The sequence below is a fragment of the Chryseobacterium sp. A321 genome (assembly GCF_054489265.1).
Genome location: NZ_JBTMWZ010000001.1, coordinates 642,068 through 667,938, shown reverse-complemented (window position 1 = coordinate 667,938; position 25,871 = coordinate 642,068). Strand labels below are relative to the sequence as shown.

The window sequence follows — 25,871 nt, the reverse complement described above, 5'->3', positions numbered from 1 at the left end:
TTTTCAGCCTATTGCCAGAGATAAAAGTCTTGGAAATCGGTACACATATGAAGCAAAAGTCCAAGAAAGAAAAGACGGTAATATCCTTTTGTGAAAAGGGCACATACTGCGTACACAGCAATTACGGGATACGAATGAAGCAGATGAAATCCAATGCTATTTCGGTTAGGATCGAAAATAGGCGTGGCAAGCAAATGATCCAAATCCACTAGCATAGTTAACAGTAAGACAAGATATGCCTTTTTCCACTCCGATCGATAGAAGAAAAATGCGATTAGAAGGGGAAGTCCAAAATGAAGGAAATAATGAACAAAATTCTTTACAATTGGCAGTGCTTCCATCAAAATTTTGCATTTAGAAAATTTGCTCTGCAGATTGGATCCAATTTCTCAATAGCATACCGAAGGGTTGTTCGAGGCATCCCCTTCGAATGCAATTTCAAAAATTCAATCAGTTCGTCCTCGTTACGCTTGCCCATTTCGCGCAAAAGCCAACCATTGGCTTTGTGCATCAAATCATGAGAATGATTTTTATTCTTTAACACAAGTTCTTTGGTTAATTCGTACACGTCTTTCTTGAGGTGAAACATGGTGGATACAATTGCAATACGATTAGCCCAGAGATCATTCCGTTGGGCAAGTTCATGAAGGATCGCCGCTGAGTTCGTTTCGTAACAATGTCTGCCTAAGATTTTATAGCATGAACTATCAACCAAATCCCAATTATTGACCCAGGAGAGGTTCTCTAAGTAGAACCTAACGATCTCCATTCGTTCTTCACTCTTGTTTTCTTTTTCGAATTTTAGCACAAGAATAAACAACGCGCAACTTCTGTGTTCGTGAATTGAGGAGCGCAGTACCTTCTGAAGCTCCTCTAGGGATAGGGAATAAAGAGAACTCGCAATTTTTCGTTGATCAGGAACCGTCACGCCCAAAAACTCATCACCAAAACCATAGTCTCCTACCCCCGTTTTAAAAAATCGAGTATTTTTTATTCTTCGATCCTCCTGTGCTAGCAGGGCTAAAGCCTCCTGCAAATCCTTTGCGGTATACTCCACATTTTCAAACTTTAATCCTCAAGCGACTCGTCGTCTTCGAAATATTCAAAGAGTAAATCATTGTATGGAAAACGAGCGATATGCAATCGGTACACTTCGTCATAAAGAAGCTTTTTAAGCTCTGGGAAGTTTTCTTTGTTGAGCGCAGAAATAAAGACAGTAGGAACCTCAGATTTTGCCATCCAAGTCTTTTTCCATTCCTCAAGGGAAATGTTTTTTCTGGAGGATGGGGTTAAATCGTCCCCTTCTTTCGGTTCGTAAGCAAAGGCATCTATTTTATTAAACACCATAATCGTGGGCTTTTGCCTAGCTCCAATTTCAGTAAGAATTTTATTGACCGAATCAATATGATCTTCAAAACTTTCGTGTGAAATATCAACCACATGCACTAGAAGGTCCGCTTCTCTCACCTCGTCTAATGTGGACTTAAAACTCTCTACTAGTTGAGTCGGCAACTTTCTAATAAATCCAACCGTATCGGTTAGTAAAAAAGGAAGATTTCCTATCACCACTTTTCGTACCGTTGTATCAAGCGTTGCAAATAGCTTATTTTCCGCAAAAACCTCGGATTTAGAAAGCGCATTCATTAACGTGGATTTTCCAACATTGGTGTACCCTACAAGTGCGACTCTAACCGTTTTTCCACGGTTTTGACGCTGCGTATGCATCTGCTTATCAATCGTTTTTAGTTTCTCTTTTAAGAGGGAAATTCGATCGCGAATTATCCTTCGGTCGGTTTCAATTTCGGTCTCTCCTGGTCCTCTCATCCCAATACCTCCTCGCTGTCTCTCAAGGTGAGTCCACATTCTCGTTAATCGAGGTAGTAAATATTCATATTGAGCTAATTCCACCTGCGTCCTTGCGTAGGAAGTCTGCGCTCGTTGCGCAAAAATATCAAGTATAAGATTGGTTCTATCCAAGATTTTAACCTCTAAATCTCTTTCCAAGTTTTTTAACTGGGAGGGTGAGAGTTCATCATCAAAAATCACAGTTCCAATCTCATGCTCCTTGATAAATTCCTTAATCTCCTCTGCCTTTCCAGAACCCACAAAGGTTTTTGGATCCGGCTTTGAAAGTTTTTGGGTGAATCGTTTTTCGATAGTAGCTCCCGCTGTATACGCTAGAAACTCTAACTCATCCATGTATTCAGTTAACTTCTCTTCGTCCTGATCCTTTGTAACTAAACCGACCAAAACGGCCTGTTCATAAGTATGTTCTTTCTTTTCAAGCATAATTTATTCTCGTCGAGTACAAATTTAATGAAAAATCCGTTGGTCTCTATACTGCGTTACCAGGATTTGTTGATTCAAGTCGCCATCCACATCCTACATAGGCCCAATCACTTCAATAGACTGGAGGAAAAAAATAAAAATGCACTTCGGAATCCCATTCCATAATTGACTCGTTTGCATCCTAGCCTTTCTAAAAGACACAGCCTCATTCCTTTGCATCGTGAAGAGACCAAAGGACTCTCAAATTGACTTTATCCTCGCGGATTTTGTCAATTTTAAGGCTCTCCACGTATAATTCTCGATAAATCCCATTTTGATTCCCACAAAAAATACTTAAATTGCGTCCAATTAAAAATTAAATCTAGAAATGAAAAAACTATTTTTACTATGTACATTTCTTTTAAGTTTCGTTCAAATGAGAGCGGACGAAGGAATGTGGCTAATGATGCTTGTAAAAAGATTGAACGGTCAGGATCTTCAAAAGCAAGGACTAAAATTAACTCCAGAGGAAATTTACTCTGTAAACAATTCAAGCCTTAAAGACGCGATTGTTCAATTCGGTGGAGGTTGTACTGCAGAGATGGTCTCCCAAGAAGGGCTTTTGTTTACTAACCACCATTGTGGATATGGACAAATTGCAGCTCTATCAACCCCTGAACACGATTACCTTACAAACGGCTTCTGGGCCATGAAAAGAAGCGAAGAGCTTCCTGCAAAAGGACTTTCGGTTCGATTCTTAGTAAGAATGGATGACGTAACAGAACGAATCAATTCCAAACTAAACAACCAGATGTCTCAAGAGGAAAGACAGTCTATTATTAACGCGGAATACAAAGCTATTCAAGCGGAAAACTCCGAAAACGGGAAATATGTAGTGTCTGTGAAAGATTTCTACAATGGAAATGAATTTTATTATTTCGTTTACCAAGACTATAACGACGTTCGTTTGGTGGGTACTCCTCCAAACTCCATCGGTAAATTCGGAGGAGACACAGACAACTGGGAATGGCCAAGACATACCGGTGACTTTTCTGTCTTCAGAGTTTATGCAGATAAAACTAACAATCCAGCTGATTTTTCAGCAAAGAATGTTCCCTTGAAACCAAAGCACCACTTACCGGTTTCTCTTAAATCCTTTAAGCCAGGTGATTTTTCAATGATCGTTGGATATCCTGGACGTACCAATCGTTACATGACCTCTTACGGGATTGACCAATTGGTTAACAAAGACTATCCAGCCTGGGTGGATGCTTCCAAAGTTGCCATGGATGTAATGAAATCTTACATGGACAAAGACCAAGCAACCAAACTTAACTACGCATCTCAGTACGCGAGCGTGGCGAATTACTGGAAAAACAGACAAGGTACCATTGAGTCTGTAAAAAAGAACGGTACAATTGAAGACAAGCAAAAAGTAGAGCAAGTGTTCCAGACTTGGGCAAACCAAGACGAAAACAAGGCTCTTTATGGAGATGTACTTAGCAACATGCAAAGCTATTACAATGCGACGGCTGCCCGTGGTATTGAAAGAAACTATGCCTCGCAAATGACACGTAATGCGAAATACTTCCGTTATGCCGTAACGCTAGGCTCTATGTACAAAGCTTATCTTGCAGAGACAGATCCTGCAAAAAAAGCGGAACTTAAAAAATCAACTGCAGAACGTATCGAATCTCTATACGAGAAGTTCAATCCTGAACTCGAACAACAAATGTTTGAAGAAATGATTGTTCTTTACAAGAAAAAAGTTCCTTTCGCAGCTGCGTCGCCTGCATTTAGAAATCTAAACACTTCGATTCTAGATGAACTAGCAAAGAATTCAATCTTTGCAACTAAAGAATCTGCAATGCATTTTCTTACATTCGCATACGGACCTAGATTAGATCAAGATCCTGTTTACCGATTGGTAAATGCCTACCTTGAAAGTTCAAGAGAAAGTGCAGCAAAATACACAGAACAAGACGACAAGTTTGCAGACAGCAACCGACTCTATTTTGATGGTCTTAGAAAATCGCACCCAGGAAAAGAATTCTATCCTGATGCAAATTCGACTATGAGAATTACCTTTGGTAAAATCTCAACTCTTCCCATGAGAGACGATCGCAACTACAACGGAATCACGAACAACTTCTATACGGATCTTGACGGTACCGTTGCGAAATACAAAAAAGGAGATGAAGAATTCGATCTTCCACAAAGACTGATCGATCTGAATGCACAAAAAGATTACGGGCAGTATGCAGATCCTGCGGGATACTTACCTGTGAACTTCCTATCTGACCATGACATCACAGGGGGGAACTCAGGTTCGCCGGTGCTAAACGGTAACGGAGAGTTAATTGGACTTGCCTTTGACGGAAACTCAGAAGCACTTTCTGGGGATATTGTTTTCGAAAAAGAATGGCAAAAAACCATTAGCGTTGACGCACGTTACGTACTTTGGATCATTGACAAATATGCAGGTGCAGGTCACCTTATTAAGGAAATGACTATTGTAAAATAGAACAGTAGAGTTTTTCTACGCCTTACTAAATCACAATAGCCGCCTCCTAGAGTCGGCTATTGTCTTTTTCAAACGATTTAGTGCGAAAGATTACACCTGACTATAAGGCTAAATTTGAAACGATATTATGAAAGAATACACAACAGAGCGACTCATACTACGCCCCACGAGCATTGACGATGCCGATATGATGCTTAACCTCTTAAACTCACCTAAGTTCATTCAGAACATTGGTGATCGGGGTGTTAAGACTCGCGAAGAAGCGATGCGCTATATCCAAGAGAGAATAGAGCCTCAATACAGTCAATACGGCTTTGGTAATTATACGTTAATTGAAAAGGATACACAGGAAAAAATAGGCACCTGTGGACTGTATGTTCGTCCGGGGTTAGAGGTTCCTGATATTGGCTTTGCTCTCTTTGAAGCGTACGAAAATCAAGGCTTCGGATACGAATCTGCGAAGTATTTAATCGATAAACTTTCTGAGGAGTTTGATTTAGAAAAAGTCTCGGCCATCACATCAAAAACCAATCTACCTTCTCAGAAGTTAATTCAAAAACTGGGATTAAAGTTCAAAAGGACTGTAATTTTACCTGACGAGGAGGAAGAACTTCTGTATTACGAGAGTTAAGAATTTTCAAGAATTTGAGCTGCTGCTTCCTGACTTTTCACTTTCTCAATCACTCTAATACATACGCCAGATTTATCAAAAACAAAAGTGGTACGAACAATGCCCATATAGGTTTTTCCAAAATTCTTTTTTTCTTTCCAAACGCCGAAGGCCTCGACAAACTTCTTATTTTCGTCGGCAATCAAATCGTAAGGCAATTCATTTTTTGAATGAAAGTTTTTTTGCTTTGCCACGCTGTCGCTCGAAACGCCAATCACTTCGTACCCTTGGGCTTTTAAATCACTATATCCATCCCGAAGACTTTTCGCCTCCACGGTACACGTCGGTGTGCTTGCTCGAGGATAAAAGAACACCACAAACGGGCCCCCTAAAAAATTTTTCAATTTTACGATTTCCCCTTCTTGGTTTTTCCCTTCTAATAATGGAAACTTATCTCCTACTTGCAGCATAATTCTTAAATTTGTTCAAATTTAGCGCTATTATGACAAAAAAGCAAAGAGCTCTTCTTATCCAACAAGAATTGGAAAAGCTCTACCCGAATCCACCCATCGCATTAGACCACAAAGATCCCTATACACTGCTTGTTGCGGTAGCCCTATCCGCACAGAGTACAGATAAAAAAGTAAATCAAATTACGCCCGCCTTATTTGAAATCGCAGACACACCAGAGAAAATGGTTCAATTAGAAGTTTGGGAAATCAAAGAATTCATAAAACAAATCGGACTCTCTAATACCAAAGCAAAAAACCTGCGTTTAATGGCAGAGCAATTGCTCGAACGTCATCAGGGTATTGTTCCCGACTCCTTCGAAGCACTAGAAGCTTTAGCTGGCGTAGGTCATAAAACCGCATCTGTCGTGATGAGTCAAGCTTTTGGAGTGCCTGCCTTTCCGGTAGATACGCACATTCACCGACTCTTATTCCGTTGGAAGTTAAGTTCAGGAATCAATGTCGTCCAAACGGAAAAAGATGCAAAAAGTCTCTTCCCAAAACACACATGGAACAAACTGCACCTACAAATCATATACTACGGTAGAGAATATTCCCCTGCACGAGGAAGTTTAGAAAAAGATTTTTTAACGAAATTGCTTTTCGAATCTTAAACGAGCATTTGCTTCACAAGTGTAGCAAATTCGTCTATTTCAAAAGGTTTGGAAATGTGTCCATCCGCTCCTACCGCCTCACTTAATGCAAAGGAATTAGGATGAGCAGACATTAATAGGATCTTTATCGAGCTAGTTTCTGAATCCGATTTAAGTTGTCGGCAGATCTCACGACCGTCTATTCCCGACATTAGCATATCGGTGACGATTAACTTAGGTTTCATTTGTTTAATCATCTCGAAGACGATCATTGGATTGGTACAGCTTCTAACCTTATGCCCTTCCTCACGTAGAATCTCCTCTATCATGGAACAAATCTCTACGTTGTCTTCTACGACAATTATACTCATTTTCTAATTTGTTTTACATCTTGCCCGCTAAATGCGAGCAACGGTGTTAAGACTACAAATTTACACTTTTTTCACGAATGATTGAAATAATTATATATAACTAAAGATTTATATATTATGGATGTCAATCAAAAAATATATCTGGAATTGAACCGAAATATATTCATGTTGAAAAAATCGAATAGTTGCTACACTTTACTGCTAAAGATTCGAATAGTAGGATTCTAGTTTTCGCTCTAATACATTCAATGGGAGACAACCTTGATTCAGAATCTGGTCATGGAAATCGGCCAGATTGAATTTGGCTCCTAACTCTTTTTCAAAACGGGCACGTAGTTCTTGAATCTTCATAGATCCCATTTTATAACTGAGTGCCTGACCTGGCATTGCCATGTAGCGCTCCACTTCTGCCGTTGCACCGGCAGCATCGTAAGCTACATTGCTTAAGAAATATTTGATCGCCTCTTCTCGATTCATTGTCCCTGTATGCAGACCCGTATCAATGACGAGTCGTACAGCTCGAAGCATTTCATCACTTAATGAACCTAACTTTTGATAAGGATCCGTATAAAGCCCCAGTTCAGGACCTAAAGACTCTGCGTAGAGGGCCCAACCTTCTCCGTACGCACCCAACCATCCAAACCGCATGAATTTTGGAAGGGATTCGTTTTCTTGCTGTAGAGAAACCTGGTAATGGTGCCCTGGAATCGCTTCGTGCAAAAAGAGGGACTCCATTCCCGAGGTCACATTAAATCGGGTGGGATCGGGAATGGGAATATAAAAGATTCCAGGTCTTTCTCCGTCCGGAGTTCCTTGTCTATATTCAGCACTCGCAGAAGCCTCTCGATACTTTTCAGTTTGACGAATCTCGAAAGGGGTTTTCGGTGTGTGATGAAACATCGTACCTAATTTAGGGGTGATTTTCTCCAGGATGGAATTAAAACCTTTTAGAATTTCCTTTGCGCTGGTGTAAGGCATTGCCTTTTTATCCGTTTTCACAAACGTCAAAAACTCCTCTAAACTCCCTTCGAACCCCACGCTTGCTTTCACTTTTTCCATCTCAGAGCGAAGTCTGCTAACTTCTTTAAGTCCAATCTCATGAATTTCATTCGGAGTCTTGTCTGTCGTAGTCCAGCTCTTTACATAATAGGAGTAAATGTCATTTCCTTTCGCGAGGGAGTTGTATCCATCGGTAAGTCTAGCTTTTGGCAGATATTCTTTTTCTAAGAACTCAGCCATCCGGATATAAGCAGGAATTATCTTTCCATTGATCACGCTTTTGTAGGCCTTGCGCCATTTGGCAGCCTCCTTTTCGGAGAACGACTTAGGCATATCGCGTAATGGACCGTAGAAAATATTGGTGGCGAAGTCCGTAGAGGTGATCTCTGCGGCACGGAGCTGCGGAATCATTCTTAATACAAGAACTTTCGGCAAAACCATTCCCGACTTCATTCCCAATCTAAAGTTTTCCTCTGCAGCGTCCATCCAATTGGGAAACTGATTCATTCGTTTCAACCAATTTTCGTAATCTTTTTGCGTTTCAAAGGGCTGCGCGCCCTGCCCGCTTCCTAGCATAGGAAAATCCAAAGGAAGACCTGAAAACTGTGTAAAGGGGATGTATTCCGGATGGTAGGCATAGCGTTCAATCTTGTCTTTCAAAAGAGTATCCAGCACATCAAATACGACTTTCTTTTCCTCCGACAGTTCCTCATACGACACCTGATCAAGCTGGATTTGCACATCGTTATAGAATGCAATCTCTCCCGAAATAAAATCTTTGTCGATGTCTATGGGCAGAAGATCGTTGTACCTCGAGTCTCCTTGCATGGTAGCCTCTAGCGGGTACATTTTTAGATATTGCTCATAATAATGCGCTGCAATGGAATCTATTTCCACAGGAGTGCTTTTGGTTAATGGCATGTCTTTCTTCTTGCAACTTCCAACAAAGGCAAGGAAAAGTAACGATATGAAGATTTTTAGGTATAGAGTTTTCATAAGTCAAATTTGAGAGGCTAAATTAGCAATTATTTACTTTAAATCGTTTGCTACGCGATACCAGATTAGGATATTTCACCTTTTAAATATTGAAACAAAACACTTCGGTCTTTCAATCAATTTTCTATCTTTGTCAATCGTATAAAATAATCTTTAACAAATTAATTGTGACATCAAAGCCATGAAAGGGGTTCTAAAAATTTACCATCCAGAGGAGACCTTAAAGTACCATATTAAAAATTCCTATTCCAAAGCGGTCTACCTGAACAATGAACATTTCTTAGAAGTCGAAATCATTACAGACGAGAACCAAGATCATGTGGAGGATGATTCCCTTCAATACCCATTTCCTCAGATTGCACTTCGTATTTTTGATTATCCTTTAGAGCAGAATGAGCTTCCGGGACAAACTTTTGAAATCGAAGAAAATGAGGAGCTTGTCTATAGTGAAGTAGATCTATATACAGATCAGGACGCTTTCCTTTATGAAAATCGTCTCGAATTCACCTCGGATCCCTCCGAGCGTATGGAACTTGTATGGTCAGGTCAAATTGATGATTTTTATACGGACTCAGGCGCACCTATTCCCTTTAAACTCAAATGTCATTTTGAAGAACTCGATCCTGAGTTCATCGAGGAACAATAGGTCTTTTTATAATTTATTAACTTACACACTTTCCACCCGTGATTATAGAAATTCAGGTGGTATTTAAAAGAAAAATAACATGCAGGACAGCACTACCCTTGTACAAACCGTTACCAGCGCTCCCGTAGAGCCTACCACCCAGTTGATTCAACCCGCTCCAAGCGAAGTACACGTGTTTTCATTATGGGAGATTTTAACCTCAGGAGGGTTTATCGGAAACTTAATTATGGTTCTTATCTTCCTCCTAGGGGTACTTGCTCTTTATATCTTTCTGGAGAGATACTTCTTTTTGAAAAGATCTTCCAAAACGACACCCAATTTTCTTGAGAACATCAAAGACTTTGTTGAAGAAGGAAAGATTCAAACCGCAATCGACTATTGCAAATCCGTTGACTCGCCTGAGTCTCGCATGATCGAAAAAGGACTCGCCCGTGTGGGAAGACCCATTTCTGACATTTCCAATGCCATGCAAAATCAAGGACAACTAGAGGTTTCTAAATTTGAGAAGAATTTAAACCTTCTTGCTTCTGCTGCGGGTGCCGCGCCAATGCTAGGATTCCTTGGAACCGTAATTGGAATGATTATGGCATTCTTTGAGATATCAACCGTGACTGGAGCCGTAAGTCCAAAACTACTTGCCTCGGGTATTTATACCGCAATGGCAACTACAGCAGCGGGTTTATTCATAGGAATCCCTGCCTACTTTTTCTACAATTTTCTAGTCACGCAAGTCGACCGTATGGTATTAAAAATTCAAACGCATGTCAATGATTTTCTTGACACATTAAACCAACCGATCTAATGGAACTAAAAAGAAGAAATCGTGTCAGTGCCGAATTCAGCATGGCCTCGATGACGGACATCATTTTCCTTTTGCTCATATTTTTTATGATCACTAGCTCGGCCATTGCCCAGAGTTCTATCGAAGTAAAATTGCCGCAGGCCTCTACCCAGAGCACTTCTGCTCAAGACCCCACCACGGTCACTATTAACGCGGATGGAAACTATTATGTAAATGACAAAGTGATTCAAAAAGAAGAACTAGAGCCCCTTCTCGTAAGCGCATTAAAAGGACAAGAAAACCCTACGTTTACCATTAGAGCAGATCAAAACACAAAGCATGGAGATGTGGTATACGCCATGGAGATTGCAGAAAAACATAAATTTAATTTGGCCATTGCCACGCTTCAAAAAGAATAATGAACAGGACGCTAGAACATAGTAATAAAGAAAAGCAAGACAGACTTAAAAGTATAATTCTTACGGTACTTCTTTCCGTAGGAACTCTCATTGCACTTTATTTCTACAAATTCTCGAAACTTATTCCTCACGAACAGGTCTTTACCACAATGCTTATGAATTTTGGTGACAACACCACGGGAGAATCTCTAGAGGAACCTGCAACACAAGACGGATCGGAGTCTAGTAGCATTCAAGAGCCCACTGAAGACCCTCAACCTAAAGTAGAGCCCGCAATTCCTGTAGAACAAAAAGTAATTGTGGGAACCAATAAAAATATGGCGGTGGCAAAAGTGGACAAAAGCACAGCGACCAAATCAAAAACAGCAGCAAAGACGACGCCGACTAAATCCACTTCCACGCCTAAGAAGAAAGCGGCCACAACTGAAAAAGGAGACGCAAAAGGAACCGCTGCCATTGGAAATTTAATCCGAGGACGCGGTACCGCAAACGGCTCTCAAGGAAGCACAACCGGTTCTGGAAACCAAGGAGATCCATTAGGAGGTAGTTCTAGTGGAGACAGCAAAATCGGAGTGGATCGTAAGTTAATCGCCTACATTCCAGGCACCATGGGACGAGGAGGAAATCAGCCCTCGCATAAGTGCAATGCCTCAGGAACCATCACCATCAGTTATTCCGTAGACAAATCGGGTAACGTGACGAGTGCACGACGCACGGGAGGTGTTTCTGACCCCTGTGTAAGCTCGACTTCAGTCTCCTGGGTCAAACAGTATGTAAAAGCCGAGAAAAGCACAAGCTCATCCACGGGAACCTATCGCATCACCTTCTAATGGACACAAACTTTTCTTCCTCAGACCCAACTGAATTTAAGCAAGAGGAGTACGATGAATTACTTCAATGGCTATTTAGTCAAATTCCGAATTATCAGAAACAGGGAAAGAGCGCGTACAAACCTGGACTAGAGTCCATCAAAACACTCACTCAACTTTTTGGAAACCCTGAGAAAAAATTAAAATGCATCCATGTTGGAGGCACAAACGGAAAAGGATCCACAAGCAGTATGATCGCCTCCGTTTTGCAAGAAGCGGGATACAAAGTAGGGCTTTACACCTCCCCTCATCTTATTGATTTCACAGAAAGAATTAAACTCAATGGGGAGAATGTTGACAAAGGCTTTGTCTTTCAATTTCTACGAAAAATACAAACCTTACCACTTGATTTTCAACCCTCTTTCTTTGAATATACGACTCTTTTAGCCTATTGCTATTTTGCACATTCCAAAGTGGACTATGCCCTTATAGAAGTGGGTTTAGGAGGAAGGCTAGATTCGACAAATACGATCACTCCTTTGGTGAGCGCCATCACCAACATTGCCCTGGACCATACCGATCTTCTCGGAGAGACCTTAGAAGAAATTGCCGGGGAAAAAGCGGGCATCATAAAACCTGGGGTTCCGATTGTATCCGGAGAATTAAACCCCGCCATCGCCTTAGTCCTTCAGAACAGAGCTATCGAACTAAATTCACCATTTATAGACGCTACAGAACTTAAAACAGTCCCAAGCACAGACTTAAAAGGAAACTATCAAAAAAAGAATAGTAAAGTCGCGCTTAGCGTCCTACATGAGCTACGGAAAATGGGCGCTCAGATTTCTGATGACCAAATAAGACAAGGCTTACTCAAGGTGCAAGAAAATACGCAGTTTCTAGGCCGATGGTATGAGTTCTCTCACGACCCTCTCGTTTTGTGCGATACAGGGCACAATCATGCAGGTTTAATCGAAGTATTTGCCCAACTTGAATCCTTAGCTGTCTATAAGCATATCGTGCTTGGCTTTGTCAAGGATAAAAAGATTGAGCAGGTCATGGAAATCCTTCCCTTGAATACCCAATACTATTTTGTAAAGCCCGCGATCGAAAGAGGTCGAAACCCCCAAGAATACGAGACCTTGCTAAAAAAAGCGAAAATAAATTACAAAATTTTTAACTCCGTGCAAGAGGGATATCTTGCTGCAAAACAAAATGTTAAAAATTCTGATATTGTATTCATTGGCGGTAGCAACTTTGTAGTAGGAGAATTTTTAGAAATAAATTTGGAGAAATAAAAAAAGGTCGTATATTTGCCGAACCAAAAATAAGGGTTCTTAGCTCAGTTGGTTCAGAGCATCTGGTTTACACCCAGAGGGTCGGGGGTTCGAATCCCTCAGGACCCACAAAACTTCAACAAATGTTGAAGTTTTTTTTTGGGCGGTTAGCTCAGTTGGTTCAGAGCGTTGCGTTGACATCGCAGAGGTCGCTGGTTCGAGCCCAGTACCGCCCACAAAAAAACTTCTCAAGCAATTGAGAAGTTTTTAGTTTATGGTAAAAAAGTGAATACCTTTCCTATCAAGAAATATCAAATACCCCCATCACTTTATCATACGCTTTTTGAATTTGCAATTCCTCTAAGCAGGCGTAATCTCCACGGTAACATCTTTTGTCTCCAAAGACTGAACAAGGTCTACAAGTTAAATCGTCAACTTGGACAACATCCAACGGACTTTGTCCATAGCCAAGAAAGCCTGCATAGGGATGTGTAGATCCCCAAATTGAAACGCAGCGCGTCCCCATTAGACTTGCTAGGTGCATGTTTGCAGAATCCATAGAAACCATGACAGAAAGACTTGAAATCGCCTCAAGCTCCTGTTCAAGAGAAAACTTACCGGCCACCGATTTACAATTGGGTATCTTGGATTCCCACTGTTCCAATATCTCTACTTCTTTCTTTCCTCCTCCAAAAAAATAAACTTTATGGTGCGCCGACAATAGGCGTGCAAGCTCAAATGATTTTTCTAGAGGTAGCATCTTTCCGTGATGCTGAGCAAAGGGAGCGATTCCAATCCCTTCTTTAGGGTGGTTTATACCTCGGTACTTATGGGATAACGTAAGGGAGAATCCTAAGGCTCTAAAAACATCGGCATACCTCTCCACCGTACGTTTTAAAGGTTTTTTATCTAACTGCCAAATGTCCGTTAACCGTTCTTTTTCCTCCTTCCCCTTGTCCAATACCGCAATTTTAAATCGCTTTGCCCGAAAGTACCGATCAAGTAATTTACTTCGCAGTACATCGTGAAGATCCGCGACAAAATCTGGTCTATAGTCTAGTCTTAATTGTTTTGCGAGTTTCCTTAGTCCGAATACGCCTTTGTATTCATCGAAATTCACCCCCACAAAAGTGAAACGCGGCAAATCAAAAAACAAGGGTTTAAAGTTCTGTCTTGAAACAAAGATGACCTCTACTTCCGGATTCTGTTCTAGAAATTCTCTGACGACAGGCACGCACATGGCAACATCCCCGAAGGCAGAAAATCGATATGCGAGAATTCGTATCAAGATTTTAATTGAAATGCCACCGCATAAAATTTGATCTGTTTGGTCATTGCCATCAAACCGTTTGCTCGAGAGGGTGACAAAAACTCTTGCAAACCAATTTGAGAGATAAAGTCAAAATCCGAGTCTAAAATTTCTTGGGTACTGTGTCCACTGTAAATTGAGACAAGCAAAGAAACAATACCCTTGGGAAGGATGCCGTCACTGTCTGCATTAAAAGTTAAAATCCCGTTTTCGTAGCTAGCATCGATCCAAACCTGACTCTGACAACCCTTAATTAAATTCTCAGGCGTCTTTTTATCCTCCGAAAGGCCCCTTAATTCTTTTCCCAGATCAATTATATACTCGTATTTCTGTTCCCAATCCTCTAGGAAATTGAAATCATTAACAATTTCTTGTTGTTTCTCTTTAATGGTCATATGGCAAAATTAAGCAAAGTTTGAGAAATAGGAACTTTTCTCTCTTCTCTATAGGTTAATCCTTCTTTACCAAATGGTAAATTTGGATGAAACACAGTAGTAAATTAGGGATTATAATGGGCCATAGCATACCGCTATAAACGCCATAAACTACAAAACAGATGCAACCAAATAGGTTTACAAACCGAATTTTTCGAAGCTCTTTTAAAACAAAACTAAGGACAATGAAAACGGAGGCGGCATAGCCGATATAAGTTGCAATCTCTGGGCTCATAGTTTTTTTAATCTGTATACAAAGGTATATATTTTCCCTGGTAAAAAATTTATAACACTGACAGAAAGTCATTAAACCATTTTTGGTAAAGTATTTGTAACTTTACTTAACCTAGGAGGAAAAGACCTCCTTAAATTAATACGAGACCAAATTATGGATTATAAATTTTCAGCCGGTTTGGATAAAGTGTTCAAACAGAGCAAAAGTGAAACACGAAGACTGAAAAGTGAATTCCTCAACACCGAGCATCTTTTGCTTGGCATTCTAAAAACAGATAGTTCTGCGAGACAAATTCTTCAGAATTTGGATGCCGATCTAGCGCAAATTAGAAGGAAGATTGAAACAATGAACTTAGCTTCTGTAAGTCCACTTGCAGAAGAGGTTAAGCAAATATCGTTTACAAAAATGGCAGATCAGGCTCTTAAAAGAGCGGAACTAGAATGTAGACAGTACAAAAGTGCAGAAATCAACACCGTGCATTTACTGTTGGGCATCCTTTATAAATTCGAAGACCCCACTAGTAACATTTTGCAGGCATACGACGTCGACTATGAAAGAGTATCGCGTGAGTACCAAACCCTATTGAAAAACTCGGGTCAGGCTCCCAAAATGAGTGCTTACGAAGACGATGAAGAAAGAGAAGAATACGGCCAAATGCGTAAGCCTACCGGAAACCTAGGAAGTGGCAAAAGCAAAACGCCTACTCTCGATAATTTTGGACGGGATTTAACCTCCTTGGCAAGAGACGGGAAATTAGACCCCGTGATTGGAAGGGAAAAAGAAATTGAAAGAGTTTCACAGATTCTCTCTCGACGCAAAAAGAACAACCCTTTGCTTATTGGTGAGCCCGGAGTGGGTAAATCTGCAATTGCAGAAGGACTTGCCCTTCGTATCCACCAGAAAAAAGTTTCTCGAGTTCTTTATGGAAAACGTGTCATCACGCTTGATCTTGCAAGTTTAGTTGCAGGAACCAAATACCGTGGCCAATTTGAAGAAAGAATGAAAGCGATTATGACCGAACTGGAAAAGAATCGCGATGTCATCTTATTCATTGACGAACTCCATACCATTGTAGGTGCGGGAAGTTCTACTGGAAGTTTGGATGCTTCTAACATGTTTAAACCAGCCTTAGCTCGAGGAGAGATCCAATGCATTGGAGCCACTACACTTGATGAGTATCGTCAATACATTGAAAAAGATGGTGCTCTGGAACGTAGATTCCAGAAAGTAATGGTGGAACCTACCTCAATTGAAGAGACGATATTGATCTTAAATCAGATTAAAGACAAATACGAAGACCACCATAACGTAACGTATACGGACGAAGCCATTAATGCTTGTGTCAATTTAAGTGCGCGCTACATCACCGATCGTTTCTTACCGGACAAAGCCATCGATGCAATGGACGAAGCGGGATCAAGGGTTTACATCAAAAACATGAAAGTGCCTACTGCCATTATTCAAAACGAAGAAAAAATCGAAGAGATTAAGCTTTTGAAACAAAAGGCCGTACAAGCGCAGGACTATCTTGAAGCAAGAAAATTGAAAGACGAGGAAGAGCGCCTAGCCATGGAGCTTGCCGCTGCGCAGGAACAATGGGACAAAGATGTCAAGGAGAAAAAAGAAGTCGTTACCGAAGAAAATGTTGCAGAAGTAGTCTCCATGATGAGTGGCATTCCTGTGACCAAAGTAGGAAAAAATGAGCTTGACAAATTGGCTCATATGGACGAGAAGCTCAATGGAAAAGTAATTGGACAACACGAGGCGGTACAAAAGGTAGTAAAAGCCATTCAAAGGAACCGAACAGGGCTAAAAGACCCTAATAGACCCATTGGAACCTTTATTTTCTTAGGAACCACTGGAGTTGGGAAAACGGAACTCGCTAAAGTGATGGCTCGTGAGCTATTTGATTCTGACGAAGCGCTTATTCGAATTGACATGAGTGAATACATGGAAAAATTCGCGGTTTCTCGACTTGTGGGAGCGCCTCCAGGCTACGTAGGATACGAAGAAGGGGGTCAATTGACCGAAGCCGTTCGTCGTAAACCTTACGCGGTTTTGCTTCTAGATGAAATTGAAAAAGCGCATCCCGATGTGTTCAACATCTTACTGCAAATTTTAGACGAAGGACACGTCACGGACAGTTTAGGACGGAAAATAGACTTTAGAAATACCATCATTATTCTCACTTCCAATATTGGAACAAGAGATCTTAAAGATTTTGGTGATGGCGTTGGGTTTGGAACCTCTGCGAAGAAGTCCAACTCGGATGCGAGAGCTCGATCTACTATAGAAAGTGCCCTCAAAAAAGCATTTGCCCCTGAATTCCTAAACCGAATTGATGACATCGTAGTGTTCAACTCTCTACAAAAAGAAGACATTGCGAAGATTATTGATCTTGAATTAGGAAAACTTTACGAGCGAATTGAAAAACTTGGTTATAAAGTAGAACTTACCCAAGAGGCTAAAGATTTTATCGCCGAAAAGGGATGGGACAAAGACTTTGGCGCAAGACCGCTGAAAAGAGCCATTCAAAAATATATTGAAGATCTGCTTGCGGATCTGCTGGTAAACAAGCAAATTAAAGACAAGGAAACTCTCGTCTTAGAGTTAAATGAAACTGGCGACGGATTAATCAAAAAGCTTCCCGAGTCCAAATCGAAAAAGCAAAAAGTTTAATCCTTGTTTCCATGGAATAGTATGGAGCTGTCTTTTTAAAGGCAGCTCTATTTGTATAGAAACGAGCGTGAAAAGGCAGACCCACGGAAGGAAAATAATTTTTTCAATTCACAAAAACGCCTACCTTTGCCTCCATGAAAAAGTATTCTTCGAAACGCAGTGTTCAATTATTAGCCCATTTACTAAAAGAATATGGAATCCTAGACGTAGTGGTCTCTCCAGGGTCACGTAACGCACCCCTTGCTATTCATTTCGGAGAAATTGAGGAGTTTAATTCCTATAGCATTGTGGACGAACGAAGCGCTGCATTCGTTGCGCTAGGCATGGCTAAAGTGCAGCAAAAACCCGTAGCAATTACATGTACCTCCGGCTCCGCCGCAGCCAACTACTACCCTGCAGTCACGGAGGCCTTTTATCAAAACGTTCCCCTCCTAATCCTTTCTGCAGACCGTCCTTCAGATTACGTGGATCTTTTTGACGGCCAAACCATTCGACAAAAGGATTTGTTCTCTTCCCATTCTTATGGTGACTTTCAACTTCTTGAAGACGAAATCGAGGGCTCAGAGGAACAAAATTTTGCCACGATCAAAACAGCCATTGAACTCTGTCTTGAAAAGCAAGGTCCTGTACACCTCAACATTCCCTTAAACGAGCCTCTATACGACCTCGTGGGAGAAATCCCTGTGTTCCCTTCCGTCGAGAAACTTGCTCCTGCCCGAAAATTCGAATTGTCTTCGCCTTTAGTAGCCCAGTGGAACACTTCCAAACGAATTATGATCTTGGTAGGTACGCAGCCTCTTAGTGAATCGCTTGAGAGTAGCCTTTCTCAATTGGTTAAAAATCATTCGGTTGTGGTTCTTTGTGAAGTGAACTCAAATCTAGAAAATCCCAAATTCTTCCACCATATCGACCGCTATCTTTACAATTTTGATGCGCAGGATTACCAAACGTTTGCACCGGATCTACTTATTACGCTTGGACAAAATGTCGTTTCCAAACGAGTCAAACAGTTCCTTCGACAAGCGAACATAGCTCACCATTGGCACGTAGATGAATTTTGGCATCCAGACACCTATTTCTCCCTTACACAGTCTCTGAAAGTAGCCCCTGAGAAATTCCTTCAAAAACTTTTAAATGTCGTGAACTTAGAACCTAGTGCCTACTACAATCTATGGGATCATTTAAGAAGGAAGAAAGACATTAAACATGAGAGCTATGAACTTACCACCGGCTACTCGGATTTTCGACTTTTTTCGCTGTTAGCACAAAAAGTGCCTAGCCATTACGACATACACTTTTCCAATAGTTCAGCCATTCGTTATGCGCAGTTGTTCGATTTCAGTGCGCATCGTGTACATTGCAACCGGGGAACCAGTGGGATAGACGGCTGTACTTCTACCGCCATGGGATACGCGATGAAGTCTGAAAACCCGACCCTTCTCGTGACCGGAGACTTAGGATTTTTCTACGACATTAATGCCCTTTGGAACCAATACATCCCTCCCTATACCCGAATCATTATTTTTAATAATGGGGAAGGGAGCATTTTCAAGATCATTCCAGGGCCCGACCGCGCAAACACCGACATATTAGAGGAGTTTATCTCTACACGCCACACCAAGACCGCAGAGCACCTTGCGGCTCATTTTGAAATGGAGTATACCGAAGTGGACGACGACCAAACCCTCGTGAGGGTACTAGATCTGTTTTTTGCCTCTTCGACAAAACCTAAAATCTTAGAAGTAAACACGAAAGAAATCGCAAATGCGCAGATCTTAAGAAATTACTTCACTTCCTTAGCGAGCGACCTAAAGACCGACACAACTAATTGATTTTAAGAAAGTACGCTAAAATTTAAATCGGAATATTTTGAATAAGATCAAGCGGGTAGCAAGTGCAATCCTCTAAGGGGTTCAAGGCGTTGATTAGTGCAAAATGACTATAGTTCTGAAGATCGCCTACCCCAATGTGAGCCTCTTGTATTCTTTTACGCTCCAACAAATATTGGCGTTGAACTCCATTCAGTAAATAGCTTTCTGGCGTATACCAGGAATCTTCTTTCAAAAATACTAAATTGGAAAACGTCGAATCGGTCAAAAGGCCATTTTGTGTGATTAGAGCTTGAGATGGATGGATCTTTTGAAGAGTTTGTTCTAATGCTGCGCGGTCCTCTTTTTTGAAACGATAGGAAATCTTTGGGCATTCAACAAGTTGAAAGGAAGGAATGACCGGGGAAGAGTAAGTGGTAATCCTCGATTCGAATCTACCTTCTAAATCATAGACTACCCTTAATTTATGTACGCCTGAATCTACGCTCCCATGAAAAGAAGCGATTTGCTCAAGATTTATAGGGCATGTCTTGCCAAAAAATTGAAAAGTGTCTTCTACCCTCTTTTGATGATAAGAGAGAAGATGGGCTCCTGTGGCCGTGATCTTTATACTTTCAATGAATCGGGACATAAATCTTATTTATCATTTCTTGGTATTCCTGCTCCATCACACTCTGATGCGTAATTCCTCCTCCGCTCCTGAAAAAAAGTGAATTCTCCTCTTGTTCAATAAACCGAATTAAAACGCACGAGTCGAGAGATTCACCGTCAAAGACACCGGCCACTCCCGTATACCAACCTCGAGTCTGCTTTTCCGCCTCGAGAATAATTTCCATCGTTTTTGCCTTAGGCGCACCTAAAATGGAGCCGGCCGGCAGCAATGTTTTCAGTATACTGCCAATTTTTCCAGAAAACTCCGGTTTGATCCGACCCGATATTTGAGAACTCATGGCCAGCAAATCCTTCTGGTTTGTTTTTAAATAATCAATTCTTTGGAACTCATCCACTTGTACTTCATCACAAACCCTACTTAAGTCATTGCGAAGTAGATCTACTACTGTGTAATGCTCAGCTTTTTCCTTAGGATCTTCTCTAAGTATTTCCTCCGCATTCTCTACCGAGGCTTCAATCGTCCCCTTCATGGGATACGTATACATTTTATCTCCCGAGATCTCTACAAAGGTTTCGGGTGAGAACGAGCAAAACTGATTCTGGAAATACACTTTATATTTCGCTTTCGAACCGTAGTAGAAATCTTCCAAAGTCGAAGAACTCTCAATGCGGGTTCTGCACGTGTAATTAGCTAAGTAAGAGTTCCCAAGCATCAAATTTCTGTGAACATGATCGAAACCCTCTTTGTAGGAATGAATCGATTCTGGCATTGCTTTGATGGAGAGATCCTTCAAAACCTCCTTTTGAACTTTCTCCAATTTCAAAGTGGGGAAATCAAAGTAAATTCCACCCTCTACAACTTCCTCTAAAGAATATACCACGAGCTCTGTCCCTTCGAAATCGACCATAAAGAAAAAAGGCTCCTTTCGTAGAGATAGAATATCCATCCTATTGAATTTCGCGTCGAAATCTTGACTCATTTCACAAAAGTAAATTATTTAACCCTATTTTTGCAAAAACATTTTAAATGCCCCAATTGTATCCTCAAAAACCAGGGATTGAATCGATCTTAAAACAAGCATTTTCCTACTGGAGCCGCACTCTTTTATACCAGGTGCTTTTCAGTTTGATTACTTTTAGCGTCTATATTGTTGTTGGATATTATTTTGCCGTTAAGTACGGTATCATGGATCATTACCTTTCTCTTTCTGCTCGACTTTCTGAAAGCATGGAGTCCTATCAACAAGGGGTTCAAGAAATGACTCTACTTCCGAATTTCATGACTTTTTATTGGATTATGATTGCCACGGCAGTTTTCTTATATCCCTTAAACCTCGGATTTTTCAAAATGTACCGAAAAATGGACTTGGGAGAAAAACCGGCACTGCAAGATTTATTTGCAGGCTACCAGGGTATCAATTTCTTTATTTTCACGAGTTATTTTCTATTTTGGATTCTAATTTATCTCTATACTATTCCAACCGTGATCTTAGGGTTTGCCTGGGTGCTACTAACTCTATTTACCGCACCACTGATGTTTTTCATGAGCCGAAAGCTCTTTGAAACCATCCCTTTGAATTTTAAGGGATTAAAGCGATACCCCCTCGAGATCTTTGTATGCTGTATTGTGGCCCTCCTTTTTAAATACATAGGGCTTTTTACGATCGTCGGAGCAGTATTCACTTATCCTTTTTGGAATGCAATGATTTATGCTCTATATCGTCGAGTTTTCAATGAAGTTCATTAAATTTATCAATTAATTAATGATAGTGTCGGTAAAATAAGCTATTTTTGATTTATACATTAAACTATGGAAAATTTAAGCGAATTCAGAAATTCAACACCTCCCGAAAAAAACACAAGTAGTCTTATCTCCTATGCATTTGATATGTATAAAGGTGTCTTTTGGTTTGCCTTGCTCGCCATGGCAGTTTATATTGCAGGAACTCTTTTGCTTGAAGCCATTTTTAATTTTGATTCTGAAGCTCTTTACTCGGAAATCATGAATGCTGGCGATGATTTTAAAACCCAAGACCTATTAGAAATTGAAGGAGTAAAGTCCTATTATGCATTCTCAGGCCTTTTTAGTTGGCTCGCAGGGCCACTCTTTGTAGGGTTAATCTACATCACTAGCCGGTACGACAACCAAAAACCTCTTCGCTTCAACGATCTTTTCATCGCGTACAGACAGAATTTCCTAAATATATTTTTATACTCAATCCTATCTTCTCTTATCGTTGGGATTGCATTTGCACTTTGTTTTCTACCGGGTCTTTTTGTTGCGCCCTTATTTTTACTAGGATATCCAATTTTGCTCTTTGAAAATGCAAATGCGATTCAGGCTATCAAAAAAAGCTATTCGATTGCAAAAGATAATTATGGCACTTTCTTAGGAACCACTCTTCTAGGAGGACTCATTAGCTTTGCGGGTATTATCTTTTGTGGTGTAGGTATTTTAATTACGTTGCCTTTTATTTATGTGGTCATGTACTGCGCTTACTGTGCTTATTTAGGGAAGCCAAGAGAATTAATCGAGAATTAATTTCTAATTTACAACTCTCGATAGTCCTATCGGGAGGATTTTAAATTGTTTACTATGCCGAATCGCAATCAAATCATTAGCGGAGTCAAAATTAAGCAGGTATTTTTAATTCTGATTATCACGGCCTTAGTTGCCCTCATCGTTTTTAATCTTGCTCTTTTTATTCCTGCTCTATTAGGGGCACTGACTTTGTATATCGTCTGCAGAGAGTTTAATTTCTACCTTCAAGAAAAAAGAGGATGGAAACCGATGTGGTCATCCTTTTTGATTATCTTTTTGTCGTTAATTATTCTTATAATCCCCATTTACTTGCTTGGGGATATGCTGATTGCTAAGCTTGGGGATTCAGAAGTATATTTGGAAAAATTCAATGTGTTTATTGACAAAATTCACACATTTGTTTTATCTAAAACCAAGATTGATTTACTCAGTTCCACCAATTTAGATGGAATTAAAGCCAGTGCGGCGAAGTTTTCAACCTCCGCATTAAGTGGTACATTTAATACCCTTTCAGTGGTAGCTTCACTCTTTTTCATGCTCTATTTCATGCTAGAACAGCCCCGTCGATTTGAAAAAATCGTGCGAAATGCAGTACCTCTAAAGCGTGCTAACATTGACTTAATCGGCGAAAAATTCAGAAAACTAGTCGTTGCGAATGCAGTTGGAATTCCTGTGGTAGCATTAGGTCAAGGGATCGTGGCCTTAATAGGGTACATTATTTTCGGGGCACCAAGTCCTATTTTGCTCTTTGCGCTAACCGCCATTGCTTCGATGATCCCAATTGTAGGCGCTGCTATTATCTATGTACCGGTCGGAATTTTCATGATTGCCGAGGGCAATAGTACTGGAGGAATTGGAATTCTTTTGTACTGCTTGATCGCAGTGGGTCTCACAGATAACATTTTGCGTTTTACTCTGCTTCGAAAACTTGAAAACATTCACCCACTTAACACGGTATTTGGAATCATCATGGGGATGAATCTTTTTGGATTTATGGGTCTTGTTTTTGGACCTATCTTAGTCTCCATGACTGTATTACTGATCCAAGTTTACCACAATGAATTTAGCGAAGATGACAACGAGCTCATCCTCGAGGACGATGAAGAACTTGAAAAGAAAATCGATTTAAGCATCTAGACCTTTATGGACCCTACTATACTTATTGAAATTTGTCGCACGAAGATGCCGTTCGGCAAATACAAAGAAAGCCTTATCTGCGATTTACCTATCTCGTATTTGGAATGGTTTTACCGCAAGGGAATGCCCGCTGGAAAACTAGGGATGCAACTCTCAACCATTTATGAAATTAAGCTAAATGGTCTCTCAGAATTATTAATTCCTATTAAGGCAAAACTAAAGTCAGGAGAGTTTTCTTAAGTACTATTCCCCTTTCAATGCTTTAATCTCGTCTCGAATCGAGGCTGCTAGAATGAAATCTAGATTCTTGGCTGCCGCTTCCATTTCCGTTTGTTTGCGATCGAGTAATTCACTTAATTCTTCCTTCGTTAAGTTCGTCTTGATTTTATCGACTTGCTTTAACACTTCACGTTGCGTGTATTTTTCCTCTGGGAAATCGCGGGCACTACCCACAAGTGCTGATGAAATCTTCTTGTTGATTTGTTTAGGCTCTAGACCGTTAATTTCATTGTAGTGTCTTTGTTTTTCACGGCGGTAATTCGTCTCGTCAATGGTAGCTTGCATACTCTTAGTCATCTTATCGGCATAGAGAATCGCCATCCCATTTAAGTTTCGGGCAGCCCTACCTACGGTTTGAATCATGGAGCGACGAGAACGAAGCATTCCTTCTTTGTCTGCATCCAAAATCGCCACAAGCGATACTTCAGGTAGATCTAGACCTTCTCTCAGCAAATTCACGCCTATTAACACATCAAAAACGCCTGTTCTTAGGTCCTGCATAATTTGAATTCTCTCTAAGGTTTCCACATCGGAATGAATGTAGCGGCATCGCACTCCAAACTTCGTAAAGTACTTACTTAGCTCCTCCGCCATTTTCTTAGTAAGTGTGGTAACCAAAACTCGTTCGTCTAGTTCCGTTCTCTTGTGAATTTCCTCCATCAAATCATCAATCTGATTCTCCGTAGGTCTCACTTCAATAATGGGGTCTAAAAGGCCCGTAGGGCGAATAATTTGTTCGATATACTCTCCTCCGGTTCTCTCTAGCTCGTAATCCGCCGGTGTGGCCGAGACATACACAACCTGATTCTGCATGCCTTCAAACTCTTCAAATTTTAGAGGTCTATTGTCCATGGCAGCAGGAAGTCGAAAACCGAATTCTACAAGCGATTCTTTGCGGCTCCTGTCTCCCCCAAACATCGCATGCACTTGGGGAATCGTAGCGTGACTTTCATCAATGACCATTAAATAGTCCTCAGGGAAATAATCAAGCAAACAGAAGGGCCGAGTGCCCGGAAGCCTCCCGTCTAAATACCGAGAATAGTTTTCAATACCCGAGCAATACCCGAGCTCTTTAATCATCTCGAGATCTAGTTCGGTTCTTTCTTTTAGTCTTTTGGCCTCAAGAGGCTTATCAATTTTCTCAAAGAAACTGACTTGGTCCACAAGGTCATCCTGTATTTGTCGCACGGCTCCATTGAGCGTTTCTTTTGAGGTAACAAATAAGTTGGCTGGATAAATCTGGACTTTTTCAAAATTTGAAGTCACACTTCCTGTTACCGGATCAAAGGCTTGAATTTTCTCAATTTCATCTCCATAAAATTGAATTCGAATTCCGTTGTCAGCGTACGCGGGAAACACATCGACTACATCCCCTTTTACACGGAACATTCCTCTTTGAAACTCATTTAGCGTTCTGGCATAAAGTGCATTAACTAAGGAATGAAGGAGTGAAGTACGGGTTAATTTCTCACCGACGGCAAGGGTAATTAGGGATTTGTGAAATTCACTTGGATTTCCGATCCCGTAGATACACGAAACCGAAGCCACGATGAGCACATCCCTTCGTCCCGACAACAGGCTCGCTGTCGCCGCAAGTCGAAGTTTCTCCACTTCTTCGTTAATGCTTAAATCTTTCTCAATATAGGTGCCTGTTCTAGCGATATAAGCCTCGGGCTGGTAGTAGTCATAGTAAGAGACAAAGTATTCGACTGCATTCTCAGGAAAAAACTCCTTAAACTCCATGTAGAGCTGCGCAGCCAAAGTTTTGTTATGGGCAAGAACGATGGTCGGTCTTTGGACGTTCTGCACAAGATTGGCGATGGTAAACGTTTTTCCAGAACCGGTAACTCCAAGCAGCGTTTGGTATTTTTCACCCTCCTCTATACCCCTTGTTAATTTCTCAATGGCTTGCGGTTGATCGCCCGTGGGTTTAAATTCGGATTGTAATTGAAAGTTCATATAATGGTTCGCTATCGATTTTAAATAGAAGTTGATACTCCCTCTTTCCTACAAAAG

26 protein-coding genes and 2 tRNA genes are annotated in these 25,871 nt (G+C 40.8%); 16 read left to right on the top strand and 12 right to left on the bottom strand.

Annotation, left to right across the window (positions count from 1 at the left end):
* Positions 1-8: 8 nt before the first annotated feature.
* Genes ACX3PZ_RS03195 through hflX form a run of 3 tightly spaced genes read right to left on the bottom strand, consistent with a single transcriptional unit; the run spans position 9 to position 2,289 of the window.
* Positions 9-341 (bottom strand): DUF6122 family protein, encoded by a 333-nt coding sequence (locus tag ACX3PZ_RS03195; RefSeq protein WP_459083054.1) that lies wholly within the window; start codon positions 339-341, stop codon positions 9-11.
* On the bottom strand, positions 341-1,057 hold the full coding sequence (locus ACX3PZ_RS03190) for a DNA alkylation repair protein (protein ID WP_459083052.1): 717 nt from the start codon (positions 1,055-1,057) through the stop codon (positions 341-343). Before ACX3PZ_RS03190 ends, ACX3PZ_RS03195 begins: the two co-directional genes overlap by 1 nt.
* A gap of 11 nt (positions 1,058-1,068) precedes the next feature.
* The gene (gene hflX / locus ACX3PZ_RS03185) at positions 1,069-2,289 is read right to left on the bottom strand and encodes a GTPase HflX (protein WP_459083050.1); all 1,221 of its coding nucleotides are present in this window, start codon (positions 2,287-2,289) and stop codon (positions 1,069-1,071) included.
* Positions 2,290-2,656: 367 nt separating this feature from the next.
* Here hflX and ACX3PZ_RS03180 point away from each other — a divergent pair, with 367 nt between their 5' ends.
* On the top strand, positions 2,657-4,792 hold the full coding sequence (locus ACX3PZ_RS03180; RefSeq protein WP_459083048.1) for a S46 family peptidase: 2,136 nt from the start codon (positions 2,657-2,659) through the stop codon (positions 4,790-4,792).
* Between the two features lie 127 nt (positions 4,793-4,919).
* A complete protein-coding gene (locus ACX3PZ_RS03175; RefSeq protein ID WP_459083046.1) occupies positions 4,920-5,423 on the top strand; it encodes a GNAT family N-acetyltransferase in 504 nt (167 codons plus the stop codon).
* On the opposite strand, the gene bcp is transcribed toward ACX3PZ_RS03175, so the two are convergent.
* Positions 5,420-5,872, bottom strand: a complete 453-nt coding sequence (gene bcp / locus ACX3PZ_RS03170; RefSeq protein WP_459083044.1) for a thioredoxin-dependent thiol peroxidase — start codon at positions 5,870-5,872, stop codon at positions 5,420-5,422. The genes ACX3PZ_RS03175 and bcp overlap by 4 nt on opposite strands.
* Before the next feature lie 32 nt (positions 5,873-5,904).
* On the opposite strand from bcp, the gene ACX3PZ_RS03165 reads away from it, so the two are divergent.
* Positions 5,905-6,525: an endonuclease III domain-containing protein gene (locus ACX3PZ_RS03165; protein WP_459083042.1), complete on the top strand. Its 621-nt coding sequence runs from the start codon at positions 5,905-5,907 to the stop codon at positions 6,523-6,525.
* Here ACX3PZ_RS03165 and ACX3PZ_RS03160 read toward each other — a convergent pair.
* On the bottom strand, positions 6,522-6,875 hold the full coding sequence (locus ACX3PZ_RS03160; protein WP_459083040.1) for a response regulator: 354 nt from the start codon (positions 6,873-6,875) through the stop codon (positions 6,522-6,524). The genes ACX3PZ_RS03165 and ACX3PZ_RS03160 overlap by 4 nt on opposite strands.
* A 201-nt stretch (positions 6,876-7,076) precedes the next feature.
* Entirely contained in the window at positions 7,077-8,870 is a 1,794-nt protein-coding gene (locus ACX3PZ_RS03155; protein ID WP_459083038.1) for a DUF885 domain-containing protein, read from the bottom strand.
* 181 nt (positions 8,871-9,051) lie between these two features.
* On the opposite strand from ACX3PZ_RS03155, the gene ACX3PZ_RS03150 reads away from it, so the two are divergent.
* From ACX3PZ_RS03150 to ACX3PZ_RS03120, 7 genes are all read left to right on the top strand, one after another.
* Positions 9,052-9,516, top strand: a complete 465-nt coding sequence (locus ACX3PZ_RS03150; RefSeq protein ID WP_459083036.1) for a hypothetical protein — start codon at positions 9,052-9,054, stop codon at positions 9,514-9,516.
* Positions 9,517-9,595: 79 nt separating this feature from the next.
* The gene (locus ACX3PZ_RS03145; protein ID WP_459083034.1) at positions 9,596-10,318 is read left to right on the top strand and encodes a MotA/TolQ/ExbB proton channel family protein; all 723 of its coding nucleotides are present in this window, start codon (positions 9,596-9,598) and stop codon (positions 10,316-10,318) included.
* Positions 10,318-10,716 (top strand): ExbD/TolR family protein, encoded by a 399-nt coding sequence (locus tag ACX3PZ_RS03140; RefSeq protein ID WP_459111958.1) that lies wholly within the window; start codon positions 10,318-10,320, stop codon positions 10,714-10,716. Before ACX3PZ_RS03145 ends, ACX3PZ_RS03140 begins: the two co-directional genes overlap by 1 nt.
* Positions 10,716-11,546: a ferric siderophore ABC transporter substrate-binding protein gene (locus ACX3PZ_RS03135; protein WP_459083030.1), complete on the top strand. Its 831-nt coding sequence runs from the start codon at positions 10,716-10,718 to the stop codon at positions 11,544-11,546. The genes ACX3PZ_RS03140 and ACX3PZ_RS03135 overlap by 1 nt, the downstream gene beginning before the upstream one ends.
* Positions 11,546-12,820 carry a bifunctional folylpolyglutamate synthase/dihydrofolate synthase gene (locus ACX3PZ_RS03130; protein WP_459083028.1) on the top strand — a complete coding sequence of 425 codons (1,275 nt, stop codon included), beginning with the start codon at positions 11,546-11,548 and terminating at the stop codon, positions 12,818-12,820. Before ACX3PZ_RS03135 ends, ACX3PZ_RS03130 begins: the two co-directional genes overlap by 1 nt.
* 33 nt (positions 12,821-12,853) lie before the next feature.
* A tRNA-Val gene (locus ACX3PZ_RS03125) sits at positions 12,854-12,928 on the top strand.
* Positions 12,929-12,960: 32 nt separating this feature from the next.
* A tRNA-Val gene (locus tag ACX3PZ_RS03120) sits at positions 12,961-13,035 on the top strand.
* 65 nt (positions 13,036-13,100) lie between these two features.
* Here the strand turns inward: ACX3PZ_RS03120 and ACX3PZ_RS03115 are convergent.
* From ACX3PZ_RS03115 to ACX3PZ_RS03105, 3 genes are read right to left on the bottom strand one after another with little or no spacing between them, the layout of a single operon-like run.
* On the bottom strand, positions 13,101-14,084 hold the full coding sequence (locus ACX3PZ_RS03115) for a glycosyltransferase family 9 protein (protein ID WP_459083484.1): 984 nt from the start codon (positions 14,082-14,084) through the stop codon (positions 13,101-13,103).
* A complete protein-coding gene (locus tag ACX3PZ_RS03110) occupies positions 14,084-14,503 on the bottom strand; it encodes a SufE family protein (protein WP_459083026.1) in 420 nt (139 codons plus the stop codon). Before ACX3PZ_RS03110 ends, ACX3PZ_RS03115 begins: the two co-directional genes overlap by 1 nt.
* 55 nt (positions 14,504-14,558) lie before the next feature.
* Positions 14,559-14,777: a uroporphyrinogen decarboxylase gene (locus ACX3PZ_RS03105; RefSeq protein ID WP_459083024.1), complete on the bottom strand. Its 219-nt coding sequence runs from the start codon at positions 14,775-14,777 to the stop codon at positions 14,559-14,561.
* 153 nt (positions 14,778-14,930) lie between these two features.
* Here ACX3PZ_RS03105 and ACX3PZ_RS03100 point away from each other — a divergent pair, with 153 nt between their 5' ends.
* Together ACX3PZ_RS03100 and menD are read left to right on the top strand one after the other, a co-directional pair.
* Positions 14,931-17,456 (top strand): ATP-dependent Clp protease ATP-binding subunit, encoded by a 2,526-nt coding sequence (locus tag ACX3PZ_RS03100; protein ID WP_459083022.1) that lies wholly within the window; start codon positions 14,931-14,933, stop codon positions 17,454-17,456.
* 134 nt (positions 17,457-17,590) lie between these two features.
* Entirely contained in the window at positions 17,591-19,288 is a 1,698-nt protein-coding gene (gene menD, locus ACX3PZ_RS03095; RefSeq protein ID WP_459083020.1) for a 2-succinyl-5-enolpyruvyl-6-hydroxy-3-cyclohexene-1-carboxylic-acid synthase, read from the top strand.
* Positions 19,289-19,310: 22 nt separating this feature from the next.
* Here menD and ACX3PZ_RS03090 read toward each other — a convergent pair whose 3' ends face one another.
* A complete protein-coding gene (locus ACX3PZ_RS03090) occupies positions 19,311-19,916 on the bottom strand; it encodes an aminotransferase class IV (RefSeq protein WP_459083018.1) in 606 nt (201 codons plus the stop codon).
* Positions 19,900-20,877 (bottom strand): aminodeoxychorismate synthase component I, encoded by a 978-nt coding sequence (locus tag ACX3PZ_RS03085; RefSeq protein WP_459083016.1) that lies wholly within the window; start codon positions 20,875-20,877, stop codon positions 19,900-19,902. The genes ACX3PZ_RS03090 and ACX3PZ_RS03085 overlap by 17 nt, the downstream gene beginning before the upstream one ends.
* A 47-nt stretch (positions 20,878-20,924) precedes the next feature.
* On the opposite strand from ACX3PZ_RS03085, the gene ACX3PZ_RS03080 reads away from it, so the two are divergent.
* The 4 genes from ACX3PZ_RS03080 (at position 20,925) to ACX3PZ_RS03065 (ending at position 23,816) form a co-directional block, all read left to right on the top strand.
* The gene (locus ACX3PZ_RS03080; RefSeq protein WP_459083014.1) at positions 20,925-21,644 is read left to right on the top strand and encodes a hypothetical protein; all 720 of its coding nucleotides are present in this window, start codon (positions 20,925-20,927) and stop codon (positions 21,642-21,644) included.
* A 63-nt stretch (positions 21,645-21,707) separates the two neighbouring features.
* Complete coding sequence (locus tag ACX3PZ_RS03075; RefSeq protein WP_459083012.1) at positions 21,708-22,439, top strand: beta-carotene 15,15'-monooxygenase; 732 nt, start codon at positions 21,708-21,710, stop codon at positions 22,437-22,439.
* 54 nt (positions 22,440-22,493) lie between these two features.
* The gene (locus ACX3PZ_RS03070; RefSeq protein WP_459083010.1) at positions 22,494-23,576 is read left to right on the top strand and encodes an AI-2E family transporter; all 1,083 of its coding nucleotides are present in this window, start codon (positions 22,494-22,496) and stop codon (positions 23,574-23,576) included.
* A 6-nt stretch (positions 23,577-23,582) separates the two neighbouring features.
* The gene (locus tag ACX3PZ_RS03065) at positions 23,583-23,816 is read left to right on the top strand and encodes a DUF3820 family protein (protein ID WP_459083008.1); all 234 of its coding nucleotides are present in this window, start codon (positions 23,583-23,585) and stop codon (positions 23,814-23,816) included.
* Between the two features lie 3 nt (positions 23,817-23,819).
* Here ACX3PZ_RS03065 and uvrB read toward each other — a convergent pair whose 3' ends face one another.
* Positions 23,820-25,814, bottom strand: a complete 1,995-nt coding sequence (uvrB, locus tag ACX3PZ_RS03060) for an excinuclease ABC subunit UvrB (protein ID WP_459083006.1) — start codon at positions 25,812-25,814, stop codon at positions 23,820-23,822.
* Between the last annotated feature and the right edge of the window lie 57 nt (positions 25,815-25,871).